This is a genomic window from Moorena sp. SIO3A2, from assembly GCF_010672265.1.
Lineage (GTDB): Bacteria > Cyanobacteriota > Cyanobacteriia > Cyanobacteriales > Coleofasciculaceae > Moorena > Moorena producens.
This window is the reverse complement of record NZ_JAAHHC010000008.1, coordinates 68,544-88,884: the sequence shown is the minus strand read 5'-3', so window position 1 is coordinate 88,884 and position 20,341 is coordinate 68,544. Positions and strand designations below refer to the sequence as shown.

The following is a 20,341-nucleotide window of genomic DNA, read 5'->3' as shown; positions in this document are numbered from 1 at the left end:
ATTAACGAGTTAATTGGTTTCATAGCTGTCAACCTCAAGCAGTAAAAGAAAAGAAACCAAGCCTAAGGTCAGCACTTGATATCTAACATTTCAAAATAGCTCATCAAACCAATCTGTCTTGATGCAGTTGCTCATGGGGAGTGGCTGTGTGCGGAACCCCTGTAAGCCCAGTGGAAAGCCAGTTGCTCAGGGGGGAACTCCCAAGAACGCCGACTAAAACTAATTTTTCGTCAGTCAATCAGGAGCTTGACCACGCTATTTCATCCTGTCAATGCCACAAATCAATTCAATAGGAATCAAAAATCATGAAACCTAACCTTTATAAAACATTAGCAGTTACAACTACTACTGGCGCAATTTTAGGTCTTTTTGCTCTTGTCCCTAATCTGGCTCAAGCTGCTGCTATGAAATTTGAGTTTATTAGTACACTTGAGACTCTCAATGATAATCTTGGCTTTGGTATCCTTCGCTATGAGAGTGCCCCTATCACTGGGGTTGGAGTGGAAACTATCCAGATGAATCAGTTAGTTGGTGTCGATTTAGATCTAAAAGCGTCGGCTGAAATTTATCTTGACATACCAGGTTTGGGATTAGTCACTGATAGTGTTTTTATTGATGAAAGTGATGTGGTACCTCCCAGTCCATTTCTAACGTTTACAGATGGTATATTAACCAGCTTCAACGATACAATTAACACTACAAGTAACACTTTTGGAGTTCCTATTGTTGCTCAAGCTTTAGGAACAACTTTTGAAACTTTTGCTGTTGACCCAACCTCGGATACCAAAATATTAGTCGAAAAAGGGAATATTATTTTTAGCACTGTTCCAGAACCAGGAACGATTTTAGGGCTTAGTTTGTTTTCTTTAGGAATCTTGATGAATCGAAAAAAATCAGCAAACTCAAATTAATCGATGAATGTCCAGTTTTGGGCTAGTGGTACTTGGGTTAAAAAAGTGCAATAGTGCTAGGAATCAAGGCTTAATATGGTCATGATCCTGGCTCTATATCACATTTTTACTCAATTTTTAGGGCGCTTACCCTGCCTTTTGCCTTTTGCCGTTTCCCTTTTCCCTTTTTCGATGCCTTGATACCTCGTTTCTTTTTAGGTTGAGGCTCGTTTGCCTGTGCTGCCTCTAGTTTCTCTAGTTCCTCTTGTTCTTGACGATTTATTTCAGGCAACTTGAGGATAACACCAGTAATCAACCAATAATATACTGCCACTGGATCTACATCCAAGGGATAGTAATAGGTTTGGTAGCTAATAAACAAAATAAGTACCCAATAGCTGGCACCGATACTCCGCAAATCCTTGTTTTTCACTGAGCGGTAAGCCTTGAAGGTAAGTACAGTAATCGCAGTTACAAATACTAGAAAAGCCAGCAGCCCCAGCGGACCAACTTCATGCATCACTTTGGGAAACCAAGTTTCTACCAAACTGGTTTTACCAAAAACACGAGCAGAGTTGGTCGCTCGTCCTAATCCCAGACCAATTAATGAGCCTCTTAGTCTACTCCAGGTAAAAGCAAATTGATGAAGGATAAAATCATCCGCTGGTGAAGCTTCCCAACGACCGATCAAACTATCTATCCGTTCCTGAACTACTTCAGGAAAAGCAGTTGCCGCAATTCCTAATAAAAGCCCTAATCCTCCCAAAATAGGTAAAAACCGTTTAAGGTTAGTGACTTGACCCGTTAAAACGAGCAGGATTACGGTTACAGTTGGCACCAAAGCCAGAGCAATCCGCTGACCAGAGACTACTGCGAGAACAAAAACCGATGCCATGGCACCTAAACCAACACTCCGCCAACGAGCTGAGGGGTCGCTGAAAGCAGTAGCAAAGCTAAAAAAGGCATTAGAAATCAGGAACCAGCCCCACTGCCAAGGGGCAACAAAGGTTCCCGGTAAGCGGATTTGTCCCACTTGAGGACTATACAGCAAAGACCCACCCACAAAACATCTAGCATCTAGGGAAGCTTTGAATAAGGCAGCCCCGTGTCTGAATTGGGTTCCAGCGCATCTACCAGTTTTCAGCATCATGTACTGAATAAAGGCAAGGCTACAGCAGATAATAGCCAGAACTGTGAACATCCTTGAGAGGAAGAGTAATTCTTTCTTGCTACGGATCAGGTAGTAGGCACAAAAGATTAAGGGAATGTATCCCAAAAAAACTTTCAAACCCAAAATTCCCATTAGTATCGGCTGTCCATCTTCGCAGGTTATACCTCTACGCATCCCTGGTAGATCTGAACAAGGGGGAAGTAGTTGCTGGGAGCCATTAGCAAACAAGAATGTCAGCAAACTTGATGCGCACAAAATGCCTAAGGGTAGCATTAGGGACTTGGCTATTATGATTGGTTTTCTTTCCTGCTTACACTGTTGTACTAGACCAATCAAAGCAGGGATATAGATACCATCTTTAGCCAGCTGCAGCAGTGGACTATTGCCAATGGAGTAAATGATTGTACCACTAAAAGGCATATAGATCAGGAATGCCCAAAGTGCTGTGCGAGGATATTTATAGGACAGAACCAGACAAGGCAGACCAGCTACTGCAGCTGCACCAGCTTTAGGATCAACCACTAGAGCAAGCAACACCCCGATAATGGCTCCAAAAGCTGCTGTCATAGTAATAATTTGGATGATTTCTCTACGCTCCCGTTGCGCTCGGCGTTTTTGAGCTAACTGTTGCTTGAGATTTAAGGTTGTGGTCTCAGATGGCGTTTTCCCTTTCTTTGATGACTTAGATTTTGACCGACCTTTGACCATGGCAGAACCATCCCATTGTCTATCGATGTTATTATTTCTTAATTTGGCATGATAAATTTGAAATTGGTGTTTGCGCGATGGTCAAGCCAGCTTGTACAAGCCAAATTCATCACAAATTGATTTGCTCAACGCCTTTCGATTGAAGATGTTAAAGGATAATCTTTCTTCATTTGCTGATAGATTCTCACCAGTACCAAGGATATAAACACTACCGGAAAAGGGTAATGGTTTTAGAGGGGTTCCCTTGTTGGCTAGAATACTTTTAACTTTCCCATGATCAATATAAAACTTGTAGTAGCCATAACCGCGATTGTATTCAGGTTTCTCAGGTAACTCTAGTAAATCCCATCTAAGAATGTTCGCTGTACCCGACATTCGATAGAATTGTTTTCGTTTTAAATACAAACAATCTTCTCCATCTCGATACTTATAACCTCTATTAATAAACCAGCCATTTTCCTGAGGATTTTGCCTAACCAATTCCGCTAACTGTTTGCTAACACAATCATCGGCATCGACATTCATAACATGAGTTGGGTCAAATCGACGAGCATAAGTTAATCCTGTCAAAAGCTTACGTCCTTTATCTGTATTTCCTCTAACCCTCTGGCTTGGCTCTTTGGGAGTAGGATAATCAACCTGAAGATAAATGATATGGGGATGACTGAATGTAATCTGTGGCTTTTCATTACAAACAACGATTACTCTAAATTCCGATGATGTTTGATTACATACTGATTTGACACAGCGTTCAAATAATTTAGATACATGTTCCCAAGATTTGGAAAGCTTTCGACTCTTGAGTGGAATTACGAAAACTAGCATGATTAACCTTTATTGATAGAAAAACAAGGTAAAAAACTCCCATTAATTTGCGGTGCGACCCGTGGCGAATTTAATTCGCCAACGGAAAGCGCACCGGGACTAATTGAGCAAAAGTAACGGGAGTTTTAATGTTATGGTGAGGTGGCCATGGCGTTATTGGAACCTTGAAAGTAATCAAGCATTTCGTCAGCTATAACTATCACGAAAATGCTGGCAATAGTTTTCTATGCACCCCTATTAAGTATTAAGTTCAGGGTTTTTAACCCTTTTTCCTGATGCTTTCCACCGATCTGGTTTGTGACCGTAGATAGGCACGGAGTTTTCCTCAAGAGAGACTCACATCAGGGTTGATGATTTACCGTCAACCATAAACCGTCAACCATAAACCGTCAACCATAAACCGTCAACCATAAACCGTCAACCATAAACCGTCAACCATAAACCGTCAACCATAAACCGTCAACCATAAACCGTCAACCATAAACCGTCAACACAACCCGATCACTGAAACGGTATAAGTTAACAAAGATACAAGTTAACGATGCAAGTTATATGCTGAGCAGTTGCTGGAAACAGTTTGGTCAATCAGTTAGCTAAATATCGCTCAACGACGTTAACTAACTCTGATGTCCAGTGGTGAGCAAGTTGAGAATTGGCGGCTTCGACCATCACCCGGATCAGGGGTTCAGTACCAGAAGCACGAACCAGAATTCGACCTTGGTCTCCCATGGCTGCTTCCCCTTTTGCGATCGCATTCGTGATCGCTTCACACTCTTGCCATCCACGTCGGCGTTCTCGGTCTTCTACCCTGACATTACGCAGCAGTTGGGGGTAAGTCTGGAAACTTTGGTCTACTAACTCCCCTAAGGTCATCCCAGATTCACGGACCAAAGAAGCTAGATGTAAAGCAGTTAACATGCCATCCCCAGTCAAACCATAATGGTGACAGATGATATGTCCCGATTGCTCACCCCCTAGCATAGCTCCAGTTTGGAGCATTTTAGCTTGGACATGCTGATCTCCGACCGCTGTCCGTAGGAATTTACCCCCCAACTGCTTCCAGGCTCGTTCAAATCCTAAATTTGCCATTACCGTTGCTACCATTATGTCTTCTGGTAGCTTTTGGGCAGCACGTAAGGTTTGACCCCAAAAATAGAGGATGTAATCTCCATTGATCTCCCGACCCTGGGCATCTACTGCCATCAATCGGTCTGCATCACCATCAAAGGCAAACCCAAGATCTGCTTGGTATTCTTTTACCGCAGCTTTCAGGGGTTCGAGGTGAGTAGAGCCACAATTGACATTAATGCGATCGCCATCTGCCTGGTCATGCAAGCAGATCACTTGTGCCCCCAACTGCTCAAACACTTGTCCTGAGAGTCGCACTGCTGCCCCCCAAGCCAAATCCAGCACAATCTTCATGCCTTGTAAATTCGTCACTCCTTTCAGAGGACGGTGAAGTGCTGCTGCATAATCGGTGACCAACCCTGGGCGATAGTGATACTTCCCTTGGGTTTTACTCACTACAGCCTGACCAATAAAACCCCTCAATCCAGCTTCTATATGCTTTTGCAGCTCCTGAGATAGCTTAGTGCCTTTCCCGCTAAAAAACTTAATCCCATTGTCTTCTGGAGGATTATGACTAGCAGAAATCATCACACCCCCTATGGCACTTGTGGCACTGCACAGGTAGGCAACACCAGGAGTGGGACATAATCCCAGGTGCCACACCTCTAGACCTGCTGTAGTCAACCCCTTAGCTAAGGCTGTTGCCAACATATCACTAGAATTGCGTGAATCCTGCCCTAAAATCACCGGTCCTGGTACAGCTGAGTATTCCTGTAACACAAGACCAGCCCAGAAACCCACTTGTAAAGCCAAATCTTCACTGAGCAATGTTCCTGCTCGTCCCCGAATGCCATCGGTACCGAATAATGGGGTTGTGGGTAGAGTTAGGGGTTGCCAAGGTAACCTGACATTGGGGCAGTTCATTGGCTGATTCTTGGATGAGAACTCAGCACTATCCAATCCCTGGATACGGACAGGGGATGTAACCATAATTTCAATTTCCTCACATTACACACTCACTGTGGAGAATAACACTTTATTTTGCTTTGGTAGATATCCATCAATACATCCAACCTATGGTTGTGATCCCATACATGCTTGTGATCAGATTATGATCCAAGTACATTCAGATTATGATCCAAGTACATTTAGCCCTGTGAGCGCTTTGGCCAGAGTTTATCCAAGATTTACTCAAACATTGACTAACTAGATCCAAGTACATTTAGCCCTGTTAGGCTTCTGGCAAGACTTTATCAAAATTGACTAACTAGATCCAAATACACTTAGGTCCCAAGGGCCTTCAGGCAAAACTTTACCAAAATTTACGTTCCTCCCTTGGAACTTAGCAGCCACAACCTAGCCAGGATGCTAAATTAAACACCAGCATTCTCCAACAACTTTTCCATAGTTTCCAAAGTCAGTCCTTGCTGAAGATAACGAGGAGACTGTGGATTATAGGGAGCAGCCACTCGATCTATGCTAATGATCTTTGCCTGTGCTGGTAAGACCGCTACATCTGGGTCAAAGGATGTCGGACGCATTAAAGAACTGGAAAAACCTTTAAAAATAGCAATTTGATCCTGTTCACCAGCTATCTGTGCGGTAACTATCAATACCTCTTTTGGGCGTTTGATGGTGTATTGTTCTAGACGCCTACCAATGGAATCCATCATCTGTGAGTTTTCAGTTGTGAGTTTTTAGTTGTGGCGTTGCCTATTGGCAGGATATAATGATATATTTAGCTTTATCGTACTGGTGGTGACCATAAAATCTGATCTAGCGCTTTGCCTGTAGGTTAAGTAGAATTCCGAATCCGTTAATCAACCTTACTTTGCGGTGCGACCAGTGGCGAATTTAATTCTTAATGGGGAAAGCGCACCGGGGTAAGTATTCAGCTATCAGCCTATGGGCTACGCCCATGCTACACCGAACAGCTTATGCGCTATGGGCACCCTACGGGAAAAGCTTTTGAATAAAATAACCTGACGGCTGACCGCTGACCCCTGACTGCTGAATGCTTACCTCCTTTGAACCAAGACTCCCCCGGCATAAGCGCCGTGGGGAGTCTCAAAGAAGATGCTACTGCCCTACAAAATCCAAAGCCATAACCCATTTCATGGTTCAATAGCTGATCGTCCTTGTTTGCCGAGTCGAAACAGAACGAAATAGCTTAAGTAAAGGACATAGAAGAATAATCCCACCATTCCGATAAAGCCCAAAAATCCAGGGGTATAACCACCATGGAAATACTGTTTGAATAACAAAGGCGGCTCCCTCAACACCTGACAAAATCCAGATGTGATTGCTCCTGGGACAAAGGCACAACGTAGAAATGGAATACTAGCGATTGTCCCCAGAGTACAGTAAATAGTCATTGCCCAACGCCAAGATGTCAGTGTTAGCTTCAGGGGACTAGCGGGCCTATCATCAATCTCCTCATTCAAGTCAATCCAAAACCACAGGGAGATGGGGATCAGAATACGGGAGCTCAAAGCACACACATAAGCAATCGGCCAACCGACAATCAACAAGTAAACTGTAATCGCTAGGAGACTGGAAACACGCCAATAGATAATCAACAGGCGTACCATAGCATCTGCTTTCTGGAAAAATGCCCAAATTAGCAGCATCAAGGGGATAAATACTGTGAACAAAACTGCCAAACGGTAGTCCATCCAAACCAGTAATTGAATAATTTCATCTTGCATTGCTTGTTGCCGAAATGACCTTGATCTATGTTATTTCACCAATGGCCATACTGGAAATCTAGAAACAAAGCCAAGGAAAGCATCAGGCCAGTATAGCACTACGCATTCAGATGTTTGACATTCCTAAACTCCGAAACGTAAGTAATCGCTTACTTGCGGACTTGCGGACTTGCGGACTTGCGGACTTGCGCGTAGCGCTATAACGCCACCAAAAAGGGTAGCAGGAGCAAATCCTAATCGGGGATTTACTCCTGCTACCCTTATTCAGAGTATTTGGCAGAACAATCCTAGAGTCTAGTCTTCATATACCCGGCACTCAGCTGCGTCAGGATTATCATCACAGTACTCTTCAAGGGAGTTTTTGGGCTTGGCATTTTGCCGCTGATGGGAAGCCTCTGCTTGTAGTTCTTCTACGTTATCCCAAGCTACTGCACATTCTGCTGAAGACGCCCCCTCAGCATCACAAACGGCTCTAGCTTGTTCACGCTCTTGGTCTATTTTCTCTTGTAATTCGCTCATCTGTCTTTCGCTTTTATAACTTAATGATGTCTATTTTTATTTTGCTGATAGGATTGGTAGTAGTAACCAACCGCGCTTAGCAAAATACTTAACGATAGGAGGCTTAATAACTAGTAATTTCGTTGAAAAGACGACCTAGTTGCTTAGGTTTTGTGCAACTCCTATCAGGGGTAAGGTTTGCCGGAGTTTGTCCCGCTTCCGGGAACGGCAATGTTGTAAAGGCTGGTTGGGCTAGCAGCACATGTTTCCCTCATCTTAACTACTAGGGACAGGGCTACGAACTGGCGGTCATTCGTAGGTGTCGTGGCCATTACAACGATCGGACTAGTGTCCATTACCTGCATCTTAGCTAGGAAATCCCGGATTAACCAGAAATTACCAGGGAATTAACTAAGAGCGCTACTTTGATTAGCTACTTTACTTAGCTACTTTAACTTCTTAGGTTAAAGCAAAAGACCTGCTTTAACACAAATTTGTTCTTTATTTTTTAAGATTTTCCCAATTTCCCCTTACCCCCTGGTAGCTTACACCACTTCTAGAACTCTTGACACGGAAAGAACGCGGGAGCGTGGTAGCCCCGTGATTTCAATCCGGGTCAGAAGTTACCGCCAGAATAGGGTTTGAAGTTACCGTAAGACAGTGGAGCCTTTATGGTCGGCAGGCTATGGGTAAAAGGGTTAAGGCTATTGTTATAAGGCTCCACTGTCTAAGGTTTCGTCTCTGGCCTTTATGGTTAGTCGGCTATGGGTAAAAGGGTTAAAACTTTGCCGATTTTGGCCAGAGACGAATCCTTAGGATAGGGTCGCCTTTATAGTTTGTAGGTCATGCAAAATAGGGTTAAGTCTCTTGTAATAAGGCGACCCTATCCTTACGGAGACTTCAAACCCTATTCTAAGGTTTCGTCTCCGGGAGGAAACGCGACGCGGCAGTTTTAACTGCCGTCATGAAAACTACAATGGTGAAGTGAGTAATGGTAAACGCCTACGTGATGAAGCAATTCTAGTACCTCAGAAATGCCGACCCTCTTTGATTGCATTGCGTTAATCCTCAGGTGCGCTTTCCGTTCTCCGTAGGAGACGCGGGGCGCGTTCGGCGAATTAAATTCGCTCAAGGTGCGACCCAAGGGCGAGTAAATCGCCCTTGGGTCGCACCTTCGGGTCGCACCTCTTGTGAACGGGTAAATAATTGCAGATCTTTGACGAAACCTTAGAATAAAGAAGCCTTTATGGTTAGTCGGCTATGCATAGAAGGGTTAAATCTTTGTTATTAAGGCTTCTTTATTCTTACGGTAACTTTAAGCAGAGCGTACCGCACTGGCAAGCGTGGTAGTACCTAGAAAGCATAACCAACAAAAAAAAGTAGCGGGAACCCAAGGCTTGGACCAAGTGGAACTCAGTAGGGGCGCATTGACTACGCCTGTAAGATTCGATTACGGATTCTTAACGAATCCCCGCGTCTAATGACCGGGGATTGTCAAATTCCCCCTTTAATCGACAGATATTGACATAGCTAACTTGGTAGTGTGGTTGGGGTGGAATTCACCTTGAGCCCTTATCCTTCTTGCCATGGCTGACTTGAGGAAGGACTTCGAGTTAGAGGAACTGGGAATTTAAGGGAGCCTGTCTGATTTACCCACTATATTACGAATTGTTACTCTTAAATTGCAGTAGAGCGGATGGCTAATATGGCAATAACTATTCATAGTTATGCAGATATAGACAGATTTTTTGAGGCGCTTTCCAATGGCCGGGTTTCCCGGCCATTGGAAAGCGCGCCTTAAGAAAAACAGTTTATAACCCCGTTAACGCTAGCTTTTTGATAACTAGTAATTTAGATTAAGTTATATTAAGTTTAGTCTACCACAACCAATCCTCTTCTCAGTATCAGGTAAGGCTTAGTGGAAGTCTGTGGTAGTTCACCGTTATTATAAAACCTTAAGGAGTGGCCAATCCCCTCAATAGGCAATGGTATCGGGAGTGAATTAGGTAGAATAGATGGCTAAAGTGATCAAGTGGGCAAATGCTCTATCAACCCGTGCATCATTAGAAGCGGCAGTGGCCGAAGTGGCAGACTGCCTTGAGAAGTCTTTGCCTTCAAGAGCAGATTTGGGTCTGGTGTTCATCTCATCTGCCTATGCCAGTGAGTATCCTCGCCTCATCCCCCTGCTCCAGGAACGATTGTCTTTACCTGTGCTGATTGGTTGTGGTGGGAGTGGCATCATTGGGATGAACACCAATGGTCAGGCTGTGGAAGTTGAGGAAGGACCAGCCCTAAGCCTCAGCCTAGCCTGTTTGCCTGATGTTAGTGTCCATAGCTTTCATATCCCTGGAGACGCCTTGCCAGATTTGGATAGTCCTCCTGATGCTTGGGTGGACTTGATTGGCATTTCCCCCCAAGAGCAACCCCAGTTTATTTTATTCTCTGATCCCTTGTCATCTAAAATTAATGATTTGCTCCAAGGGTTGGATTATGCTTATCCAGGCTCAGCCAAGGTAGGAGGACAGGCTAGTGGTGGCTCTATGATGGTTAAGAATGGCTTGTTTTGCCTGAAAGACCAGACCCAACTGGCAAAGTCTCTCTACCATGAAGGAACTGTGGGGGTTGCTCTAAGCGGCAATGTTGTATTAGAAACCATTGTGGCTCAAGGCTGTCGTCCTATCGGTGAAACCTATCAGGTGGCTAAAGCAGACCAGAATATCCTGCTGGAATTGACAGCCCTCGATCAAGGCAAGATCACCAGCGGTGAGCCAGCATCCCATCCCCCATTAATGGTGTTGCGCGAGTTAATCCAAAGTATGGATGAGGCAGACCGTAAGCTGGCACAACATTCACTCTTTGTGGGAGTTGCCCGAGATGAGTTTAAACAACAGCTGGGTCAGGGAGACTTTCTGATCCGCAATCTGTTAGGTGTGGATCCGAGGATTGGTGCGATCGCTATTGCTGATCGGATTCGACCCGGTCAACGTATTCAGTTCCACCTCAGAGATGCTCAGACTTCAGAGGAAGACTTGGCACTCCTTCTTGAGGACTATCAAAAGCAAACTAACACCACTCAAGCTGCTGGTGCTTTGATGTTTTCCTGTCTGGGGCGAGGAGAAGGACTTTACGGTAAACCTAATTTTGATTCCCAACTATTCCACCGTTACATCAAGGATATTCAGCTGGCTGGCTTCTTCTGTAACGGGGAAATTGGTCCAGTAGGCAGTAGTACGTTTTTGCACGGCTTCACCTCAGTTTTTGGGATTTTCCGTGCTAAAGAGTAAGAATGAAGAATTAATTCTTAATTCTTAATTCTTCATTCTGGGGAATGAGTAACTACCTGACTACCGGCAGAGCATTAACTAGATTATTTTTCTATTATTGTTCTACTGCCTTTGACCCCCCAGCATCAAGCTGAGTTCGTAAGCGCACAGATTCAGCGTGAGATGGTAGACCTTCTGCTTCAGCAAGAGTCTCGATAGCACCAGCCACTTTATGGAGGGCTCGGTCTGAATACTGAATCAAACTGGAGTGCTTCATAAAGGTTTCCACACCTAGGGCAGAAGCATAACGAGCAGCACCTGAAGTTGGTAGGGTGTGATTGGGTCCAGCCAAGTAATCACCTACTGCTTCAGGGGTTGAGTTACCCAGGAAAATTGCCCCAGCGTGGTGGATATAGTCTAGTAAGTCCCAAGGTTGGGTAATTTCTAGTTCTAAGTGTTCTGGAGCAAACTGATCAGACAGTTGTGCTGCCGCTTCTAAAGAATCAACAACAACGATTAGACCATAGTGAGCGATCGCTTTTTCTGTCAACAGGCGTCGTGGATGGTCTTTTAGTTGCTGTTGCACTTGTCCCTGCACTTGTTTGGCTAATTGAGGATCAGTGGTCAGGAGAATCGCTGCTGCCATTGGGTCATGTTCTGCCTGAGCCAATAGATCGACAGCCACATGAACTGGATTAGCTTCCTCATCCGCAATAATTAATACCTCAGAAGGACCAGCCAGGGAGTCAATCCCTACAATACCGTAAACCAGTTTCTTGGCCAGGGTTACGTAAATGTTCCCCGGACCGCTAATCACATCCACGTTGGGAATGGTTTCGGTTCCAAAGGCTAAGGCGGCAATTGCTTGGGCACCACCTACCCGGTAAATCTCATGAATCCCGGCTTCCTGAGCAGCCACAAGCACAGCCGGATTAATGCTTTGATCAGGTCTTGGTGGGGTAACCATTACAATTTGGTCAACCTGAGCTACCTTGGCTGGGATGGCATTCATTAACACAGTACTGGGATAGGACGCCCTACCGCCAGGAACATATAGTCCAGCCTTATCTACAGGAGTGTAGCGCTTGCCTAAAACCACATCATCTTCACCAAATTGCACCCAGGATTTGGGAATTCGTTGTCGATGAAATGCCTCAATTTGTCCAGCAGCTAATTGAATCGCATCAAGTAATTCCTTGGAGACCTGTTGGTAAGCCGCATCTAGTTCCGAACCGCTGACTCGCAGTTGTTCTCGACTCAATCTCAGCTGATCAAATTCCTCAGTGTAGTGCAGGAGCGCTACGTCTCCTTTACGCTTCACTGCCTGTAAAACTTCCCTTACAGTTGCCTCTTTGTTCAGCATTTGGTCAGAAGCCGTGCGATCGCGGATACGCCGCAGTTCAGTTTGTGCCTCAGCCTGCTCAGTTATGATTCGCAGCATGGAGTCGGAGTGCCCATCACGCTAGTGTTGCTCGTCCTAGACCAGGTTTATACACTTCTCCTGATCAAAGGTGTCTATTTTTCCTGGACTTACTTTAAGAATATAGCTTAAAGACGATGATGCTTGGGTTACGCTATGGGTGTTGATACTAGTTTATTATGATATATGGTATGATGTTACTTCTGGTATCATACCACTTTCTATGGGAGGTAACTCCCAAACTAAATTAAGTTAAGTAAAGACTGCTGTGGCTAATAACAAGTCTGCCCTCAAACGCATAAAAATCGCCGAACGGAACCGAATTCGGAACAAAGCCTACAAATCAGCGGTGAAAACCCTGACGAAGAACTATTGTGCTGCCTTAGAAGAGTACGAACGCCAACCAAGTCCGGAAGCCTTGGAACAAGTCAAACGTCGAATGTCAGAAGCATACAGCAAAATTGACAAGGCTGTCAAGCGTAAGGTGCTCCATCGCAATAATGGCGCTCGGAAAAAAGCAAGTCTTGCCAAAAAGCTCAAAGCTATAGAGGCTCAACTTAACGCTACTGTGACCGAATCACCTGCTGTATGATGAGATTGCCTGACTCAGCTGACCTTAGCTAAGTGCTGCAATTAGTAATTCAGCAAAAACCGCTGTTAATTAAACTAAAAATAGATAAATAGATTAAAAACTGTATTGATGCAGTTGATTGATACCCACGTCCATATCAACTTCGATGTCTTTGAGTCGGAGTTAGAGCAATTAAGGCACCGATGGCTTGAAGCTGGTGTGGTTCGTCTAGTTCACTCTTGCGTAGAACCGTCTGAGTTTACAGGCATCCAAGCTCTAGCCGAGCGATTTCCCGAACTCTCCTTCGCGGTAGGCTTGCACCCCTTAGATACGGAAAAATGGACTTCCGAAACGGAAAATCAGATTTTGACCCTAGGGCGCTCTGATGCTAGGGTCGTAGCTATCGGAGAAACGGGTTTGGATTTCTATAAAGCAAAGAACCAACAATACCAAATAGAAGTGTTAAAAGCCCAACTAGGGATTGCCCACCAACTTGGCTTGCCAGTCATTATCCACTGCCGTGACGCTGCTGCTGCAATGAGGGGCATACTCCAAGAGTTTTGGGAAAGTACCGGGCCAATAAGAGGTGTGATGCACTGTTGGGGAGGTAATCCTCAACAGACACAGTGGTTTTTGGATTTGGGGTTTTACATTAGCTTCAGTGGCATTGTGACCTTTAAAAATGCCACTCAGGTAAAAGAATCAGCCACCATGGTACCTAGCGATCGCCTACTCATCGAAACGGATTGTCCGTTCCTGGCACCAGTACCCAAGCGAGGCAAACGAAATGAACCAGCCTATGTTCGCTATGTAGCCGAGTGCGTTGCCCGATTACGAGGGATATCTCTAGAAGAGTTGGCTGCTCAGACCACCCAAAATGCCTGTCAGCTTTTTGGTCTTAGCCTCTCAACAGCAACTGCTGCCCAAATAGGGATTGGGTAAATCTCAACCAGACCTGAAAGGGGAAAACCTGAAGGTGGGTTCTTGATAATCTCAACTCCCCTACTCTGCTATGGTTCAGTAGAAAGAGAATGATGGGTCGACTTCTAGGCTTGCTGTGAACACCTATGGTAACACCTAGAAGAGGAAATAACAGGAAATAATCCGACTCTTTGAATAGTACTTTTGGGAGAGGTTTACCGAAGTAGGGTTGACAAAAAAGAGAACAGATGCTACCAGGTTTATCCTGAATATGACTAACCAAAGGACAAGCCCTACAAAGGTTTTAGCCTCCAGCTAAGCACAAGCCATGTGTAGGACAGGGCATATCGACGGTGACAAGTGTAAAAACCACAACTAGCACCGGCAGCAAGTACTCCAAGTCCAGTATAGTCCAGTATAGTGTTTTGGTTGTTTTCCTGATCCATGCCTGAGTTTCTTTCAATCTAGTAATAGACATGGTTTAAATTCCCACGGATGGCTTTCGAGAAAAAGTGGAAGATAGAAGGCACTCTAAGCCATAGCTATGAACATCTAAAACCTAGATTAGGGTTACCTGAGGTCCGGTGGTGTTCAGCTTAAGAATTCCACGTTTACGTTATCTGTGGGACTGTCAATTCTAACAGTTGATCTAGTATCTATTTATCTAGTATCTATTAGCTCGAACCCAAGTTTTAAGGAACTGTTCAAGTACAAGTACTGCCTTGGGAAGGGAATCGAAATCGGCGCTGACTTAAAAAGAGTGAAGAACAGACCCCATGACTAATCAGACTTACACAACAGCCACCTATATGTTGCCAGACTTAGTTGAAATTCAGCGTGCTAGCTTTCGCTGGTTCTTGGAAGAGGGGCTAATTGAAGAACTCAATAGCTTCTCGCCGATTACCGACTACACTGGCAAAATGGAGCTGCACTTCTTGGGTGAAAACTACAGGCTGAAGTATCCTAAATATGATGTAGATGAAGCTAAGCGGCGAGACAGTACCTATGCCGTACAAATGTACGTTCATACTCGCCTGATTAATAAAGAAACCGGCGAGATCAAAGAACAAGAAGTATTCATCGGTGATTTGCCTCTGATGACAGACCGAGGCACATTTATCATTAACGGTGCTGAGCGAGTCATTGTTAACCAAATTGTTCGCTCTCCTGGGGTTTACTACAAGTCTGAAACTGATAAAAACGGACGTCGTACCTACTCAGCCTCCTTGATTCCCAACCGGGGGGCTTGGTTGAAGTTTGAAACCGATAAAAATAACTTAGTTTGGGTGCGAATCGACAAAACCCGTAAACTGTCTGCACAGGTGCTTTTAAAAGCCTTGGGGCTTGGTGATAGTGAAATTATTGATGCTATGCGCCACCCAGACTACTATCAAAAAACCCTTGACAAAGAAGGGAACCCCAGTGAAGAAGAAGCCCTGCTGGAGCTCTACCGCAAGCTGCGTCCTGGGGAACCTCCCACTGTTAGTGGTGGTCAGCAGTTATTGGAATCCCGTTTCTTTGACCAGAAGCGTTATGACCTAGGTCGGGTCGGTCGCTACAAAATCAATAAAAAACTACGGCTGAATATTCCTGACACGGTAAGGGTATTGACCCCCCAAGACATACTCGGGGCAATTGATTACCTAATCAACCTGGAATTTGACATTGGTAGCACAGATGATATTGACCACCTAGGAAATCGCCGAGTTCGCTCTGTTGGTGAACTACTGCAAAACCAAGTGCGGGTGGGACTAAATCGCCTAGAGCGGATTATTCGGGAACGGATGACCGTTTCAGAATCCGATACCCTTACCCCAGCCTCATTGGTAAACCCCAAACCCCTAGTAGCAGCGATTAAGGAATTTTTTGGGTCCTCTCAGCTTTCCCAGTTTATGGATCAGACCAATCCATTAGCTGAATTGACCCATAAACGGCGTCTGTCTGCCCTAGGTCCTGGGGGGTTAACTCGCGAACGGGCAGGTTTTGCAGTGCGGGATATTCATCCATCTCACTATGGCAGAATTTGCCCCATTGAAACTCCAGAAGGTCCCAACGCAGGTCTGATTGGCTCCTTGGCAACCCACGCTCGGGTGAATAATTATGGTTTTATTGAAACTCCTTCTTACCCAGTAGAAAATGGGCGAGTCCTAAAAGACCGACCGCCCTTGTACATGACTGCAGATGAAGAAGATGACCTGAGGGTAGCACCAGGAGATATTGCCTTAGATCAGGAAGGTTACATCCTGGGAGAGTCTGTACCAGTCCGATATCGACAAGAATTCACCACCACCACCCCTGACCAAGTGGACTATGTGGCGGTATCACCAGTGCAAATTATCTCTGTTGCCACCTCTCTAATTCCCTTCTTAGAACATGATGATGCCAACCGAGCTCTGATGGGCTCAAATATGCAGCGGCAAGCTGTGCCATTGCTTCGACCTGAGCGCCCCTTAGTGGGAACAGGATTGGAAGCCCAGGCGGCTCGGGACTCAGGTATGGTCGTGGTGGCTGCCAGTGATGGTGAGGTGGTGTATGTCGATGCCAACACAATTCGGTTACAGCCTTATCCAACCACCACAGATACGCCAGCCCTGCCAGGGGAAAAGGGCAATGAGAATGAGTTAGAATTTCCTAGCCCTGTTCAACCAAAAGAAACCCCAGCAATTATTGAATACTCCCTCCAAAAGTATCAGCGCTCTAACCAAGATACCTGCTTAAATCAACGACCCTTGGTGTATGTAGGAGATGAAGTTGTGGGGGGTCAGGTACTGGCAGATGGCTCGGCTACAGAAGGGGGTGAAATCGCCCTCGGACAAAATATTCTAGTCGCTTATATGCCTTGGGAAGGCTATAACTACGAAGATGCCATCCTGGTTAGTGAACGGCTAGTTTACGATGATGTCTACACAAGTATTCACGTTGAAAAGTATGAAATAGAAGCGCGACAGACTAAACTAGGTCCGGAAGAAATAACCCGAGAAATTCCCAATGTGGGGGAAGATGCCCTGCGTCAGTTAGATGAAACCGGGATCATTCGGATTGGAGCCTGGGTAGAAGCTGGGGATATCTTGGTGGGGAAAGTTACTCCCAAGGGGGAATCAGACCAGCCACCAGAAGAAAAACTGTTGCGAGCTATATTTGGGGAAAAAGCTAGGGATGTACGGGACAATTCTCTGCGAGTCCCCAATGGTGAAAAAGGGCGTGTGGTAGATGTGCGGGTATTTACCAGAGAGCAAGGGGATGAACTGCCACCGGGAGCCAACATGGTAGTGCGTGTATATGTGGCTCAGAAGCGTAAAATCCAGGTTGGTGACAAAATGGCAGGTCGTCACGGCAATAAGGGAATTATTTCCCGGATTTTGCCCATCGAAGATATGCCCTACCTGCCCGATGGTACACCTGTAGATATTGTACTAAACCCCCTGGGAGTACCCAGTCGCATGAATGTGGGTCAGGTATTTGAATGTCTATTAGGATGGGCTGGGGAACACCTGAATGTCAGATTTAAGCTTACTCCCTTCGACGAAATGTACGGTGCAGAAGCATCCCGCCTCACTGTCCATAACAAGCTTAAAGAAGCCAGTGAGCAACCTGATAAAGAGTGGGTATTTAATCCGGAGCATGCCGGAAAAATTACTGTCTACGATGGTCGCACCGGAGAAGCCTTTGACCAACCAGTCACAGTGGGGCAAGCCTATATGCTCAAGCTAGTCCACTTGGTAGATGATAAAATTCATGCTCGCTCCACCGGACCGTACTCCCTAGTCACCCAGCAACCCTTGGGGGGTAAAGCCCAACAAGGTGGTCAGCGGTTTGGGGAAATGGAAGTCTGGGCATTAGAAGCATTTGGAGCATCTTACACCCTCCAAGAATTGCTCACTGTTAAATCAGACGATATGCAAGGCCGCAACGAAGCTCTCAATGCGATTGTGAAAGGAAAAGCCATTCCCCGACCTGGTACTCCCGAATCCTTTAAGGTACTGATGCGAGAACTCCAATCCTTAGGACTCGACATAGCTGTTCACAAAGTCGAAACCACAGAAGACGGTAGTAGTAATGATATGGAAGTGGATTTAATGACCGATTCAGAACGCCATCGAACACCACGCTCACCAACCTATGAATCCCTAAACCAGGAAGAGTTGGTGGAAGAAGAGCAACCCTAAAAGGTTGCTCTATATGAGTGTCTGTGAATAGGGAAATGACAAAATTATGAGAAGCCAAATAGAACAGCGGTTTGACTACGTAAAAATTGGTATTGCCTCTCCTGAGAGAATTCGTCAATGGGGAGAAAGGACTCTTCCCAACGGTCAAATGGTCGGTGAAGTGACTAAGCCAGAAACCATTAACTATCGCACCCTCAAACCGGAGATGGATGGGCTGTTCTGTGAGCGGATCTTTGGTCCAGCTAAAGACTGGGAATGCCATTGTGGTAAGTACAAGCGGGTGCGCCACCGAGGTATTGTCTGTGAACGCTGTGGTGTAGAAGTGACCGAGTCCCGGGTAAGGCGTCACCGTATGGGATACATTAAACTAGCCGCACCCGTGGCTCACGTCTGGTATCTCAAAGGGATTCCTAGCTACCTCAGTATTTTGCTTGATATGCCCCTGCGGGATGTAGAACAGATTGTCTACTTCAACGCCTACGTAGTACTAAACCCAGGTAATGCGGAAAACCTCAGCTATAAACAGCTGCTCACCGAAGACCAATGGCTGGAAATTGAGGAGCAGCTCTATAGCGAAGACTCAGACCTATCTGGGGTAGACGTGGGGATTGGGGCTGAGGCTCTGCAACGACTCCTACAGGATTTGGATTTAGACGCGATCGCAGAAAAGCTGCGAGAAGAAATTGCGGCTTCTAAAGGTCAAAAGCGAGCTAAGCTCATCAAACGGTTGCGAGTGATTGACAACTTTATTGGCACCGGGGCTCAGCCAGATTGGATGGTGCTGAGTGTCATCCCTGTCATTCCCCCCGACCTGCGACCGATGGTGCAACTGGATGGGGGTCGCTTTGCTACCTCTGACTTGAATGACCTCTATCGACGAGTCATCAACCGCAACAATCGACTAGCCCGGTTGCAGGAAATTCTGGCACCGGAAATCATTGTCCGCAATGAAAAGCGGATGCTTCAGGAAGCTGTGGATGCCCTGATTGACAATGGCAGGCGAGGACGGACAGTCGTAGGGGCAAACAATCGACCCCTGAAGTCCCTCTCTGACATTATCGAAGGTAAACAGGGTCGCTTCCGGCAAAACCTGCTAGGAAAACGGGTGGATTACTCTGGAAGGTCAGTGATTGTAGTCGGTCCAAACCTGCATATCCACCAGTGTGGTTTGCCCAGAGAGATGGCGATTGAGCTGTTTCAACCTTTTGTGATTCACCGCCTGATTCGTCAGGGTTTGGTGAATAACATCAAAGCAGCTAAAAAATTGATTCAACGGGGAGATCCCACTGTGTGGGACGTACTCGAAGAAGTGATTGCAGGTCACCCGGTGATGCTAAACCGAGCCCCAACTCTACACCGACTAGGAATTCAAGCCTTTGAACCCATTTTGGTAGAAGGTCGTGCCATTCAACTGCACCCCTTAGTCTGTCCAGCCTTTAATGCGGACTTTGATGGCGACCAGATGGCAGTACATGTGCCCCTATCCCTAGAATCCCAATCAGAGGCTAGGTTGTTAATGCTGGCATCGAACAATATTCTGTCACCAGCAACAGGTCGCCCGATTATAGCACCAAGTCAAGATATGGTCTTGGGATGCTATTATCTAACCGCAAAAAATCCAAATGCCACCAAGGGAGCAGGTCGTTACTTTGCTAACCTCGAGGATGCAATCAAAGCCTACGAACAAAAGCAAGTACACCTCCATGCCTATATTTGGGTCCGCTATGACGGCATAGTTGACACAGACGAACAAGACACGGAGATGATTTCTGAAGAATCTTCACCCGATGGTATGGTGACCAAACTCTACAAAAACCGGCGAGTCAGGGAAACAGCCGATGGTGAACTTATTTCCCAGTACATCCGCACCACCGCAGGTCGGATCATCTACAACAAAACTATTCAAGAAGCCCTATGGGGCTAGGTAAAAGGTAAGCATTTAGAATTGAGAATGCGCGAATTGAGAATTAGGAAATTCAAGAGAATGTAGAATGTAGAATGTAGGATTTTAAAGAATTAATTCTTAATTCTTAATTCTTAATTCTTAATTCTTAATTCTTAATTCTTAATTCTTAATTATTGATTCTTAATTCTTAATTATTAATTCTTAATTCTTAATTATTCATCCCCTT

13 protein-coding genes are annotated in these 20,341 nt (G+C 45.5%); 6 read left to right on the top strand and 7 right to left on the bottom strand.

Features of this window, described 5'->3' with window-relative positions; genetic code table 11:
• Positions 1 to 305 precede the first annotated feature (305 nt).
• A complete protein-coding gene (locus F6K64_RS12255) occupies positions 306 to 911 on the top strand; it encodes a PEP-CTERM sorting domain-containing protein (RefSeq protein ID WP_008185326.1) in 606 nt (201 codons plus the stop codon).
• A 106-nt stretch (positions 912 to 1,017) separates the two neighbouring features.
• Here F6K64_RS12255 and hpsL read toward each other — a convergent pair whose 3' ends face one another.
• The 6 genes from hpsL to F6K64_RS12225 all read right to left on the bottom strand — a co-directional run bounded on the left by hpsL (position 1,018) and on the right by F6K64_RS12225 (position 7,889).
• Positions 1,018 to 2,769 carry a hormogonium polysaccharide biosynthesis protein HpsL gene (gene hpsL / locus F6K64_RS12250; RefSeq protein ID WP_008185324.1) on the bottom strand — a complete coding sequence of 584 codons (1,752 nt, stop codon included), beginning with the start codon at positions 2,767 to 2,769 and terminating at the stop codon, positions 1,018 to 1,020.
• A gap of 81 nt (positions 2,770 to 2,850) precedes the next feature.
• Entirely contained in the window at positions 2,851 to 3,594 is a 744-nt protein-coding gene (locus F6K64_RS12245) for a glycosyltransferase family A protein (protein WP_008185322.1), read from the bottom strand.
• Between the two features lie 585 nt (positions 3,595 to 4,179).
• Complete coding sequence (gene glmM, locus F6K64_RS12240; RefSeq protein WP_008185319.1) at positions 4,180 to 5,652, bottom strand: phosphoglucosamine mutase; 1,473 nt, start codon at positions 5,650 to 5,652, stop codon at positions 4,180 to 4,182.
• 383 nt (positions 5,653 to 6,035) lie between these two features.
• Complete coding sequence (locus F6K64_RS12235) at positions 6,036 to 6,335, bottom strand: DUF7734 family protein (RefSeq protein ID WP_063747936.1); 300 nt, start codon at positions 6,333 to 6,335, stop codon at positions 6,036 to 6,038.
• Positions 6,336 to 6,776: 441 nt separating this feature from the next.
• Positions 6,777 to 7,370, bottom strand: a complete 594-nt coding sequence (locus tag F6K64_RS12230) for a DUF3177 family protein (protein WP_008185315.1) — start codon at positions 7,368 to 7,370, stop codon at positions 6,777 to 6,779.
• Positions 7,371 to 7,664: 294 nt separating this feature from the next.
• Positions 7,665 to 7,889, bottom strand: a complete 225-nt coding sequence (locus tag F6K64_RS12225; RefSeq protein ID WP_287252498.1) for a Calvin cycle protein CP12 — start codon at positions 7,887 to 7,889, stop codon at positions 7,665 to 7,667.
• Between the two features lie 1,994 nt (positions 7,890 to 9,883).
• Here F6K64_RS12225 and F6K64_RS12220 point away from each other — a divergent pair.
• Positions 9,884 to 11,152, top strand: coding sequence for an FIST signal transduction protein (locus F6K64_RS12220; protein WP_008185313.1), 1,269 nt, complete (start codon positions 9,884 to 9,886; stop codon positions 11,150 to 11,152).
• 94 nt (positions 11,153 to 11,246) lie between these two features.
• Here F6K64_RS12220 and hisD read toward each other — a convergent pair whose 3' ends face one another.
• The gene (gene hisD / locus F6K64_RS12215; RefSeq protein ID WP_008185310.1) at positions 11,247 to 12,572 is read right to left on the bottom strand and encodes a histidinol dehydrogenase; all 1,326 of its coding nucleotides are present in this window, start codon (positions 12,570 to 12,572) and stop codon (positions 11,247 to 11,249) included.
• 247 nt (positions 12,573 to 12,819) lie between these two features.
• On the opposite strand from hisD, the gene rpsT reads away from it, so the two are divergent.
• From rpsT to F6K64_RS12195, 4 genes are all read left to right on the top strand, one after another.
• On the top strand, positions 12,820 to 13,143 hold the full coding sequence (rpsT, locus tag F6K64_RS12210; RefSeq protein WP_008185308.1) for a 30S ribosomal protein S20: 324 nt from the start codon (positions 12,820 to 12,822) through the stop codon (positions 13,141 to 13,143).
• A gap of 108 nt (positions 13,144 to 13,251) precedes the next feature.
• Complete coding sequence (locus tag F6K64_RS12205) at positions 13,252 to 14,064, top strand: TatD family hydrolase (RefSeq protein WP_008185306.1); 813 nt, start codon at positions 13,252 to 13,254, stop codon at positions 14,062 to 14,064.
• A 755-nt stretch (positions 14,065 to 14,819) separates the two neighbouring features.
• Positions 14,820 to 18,209 (top strand): DNA-directed RNA polymerase subunit beta, encoded by a 3,390-nt coding sequence (rpoB, locus tag F6K64_RS12200; protein WP_008185303.1) that lies wholly within the window; start codon positions 14,820 to 14,822, stop codon positions 18,207 to 18,209.
• Positions 18,210 to 18,255: 46 nt separating this feature from the next.
• Entirely contained in the window at positions 18,256 to 20,133 is a 1,878-nt protein-coding gene (locus tag F6K64_RS12195) for a DNA-directed RNA polymerase subunit gamma (RefSeq protein ID WP_008185301.1), read from the top strand.
• The last annotated feature ends 208 nt before the right edge of the window (positions 20,134 to 20,341 follow it).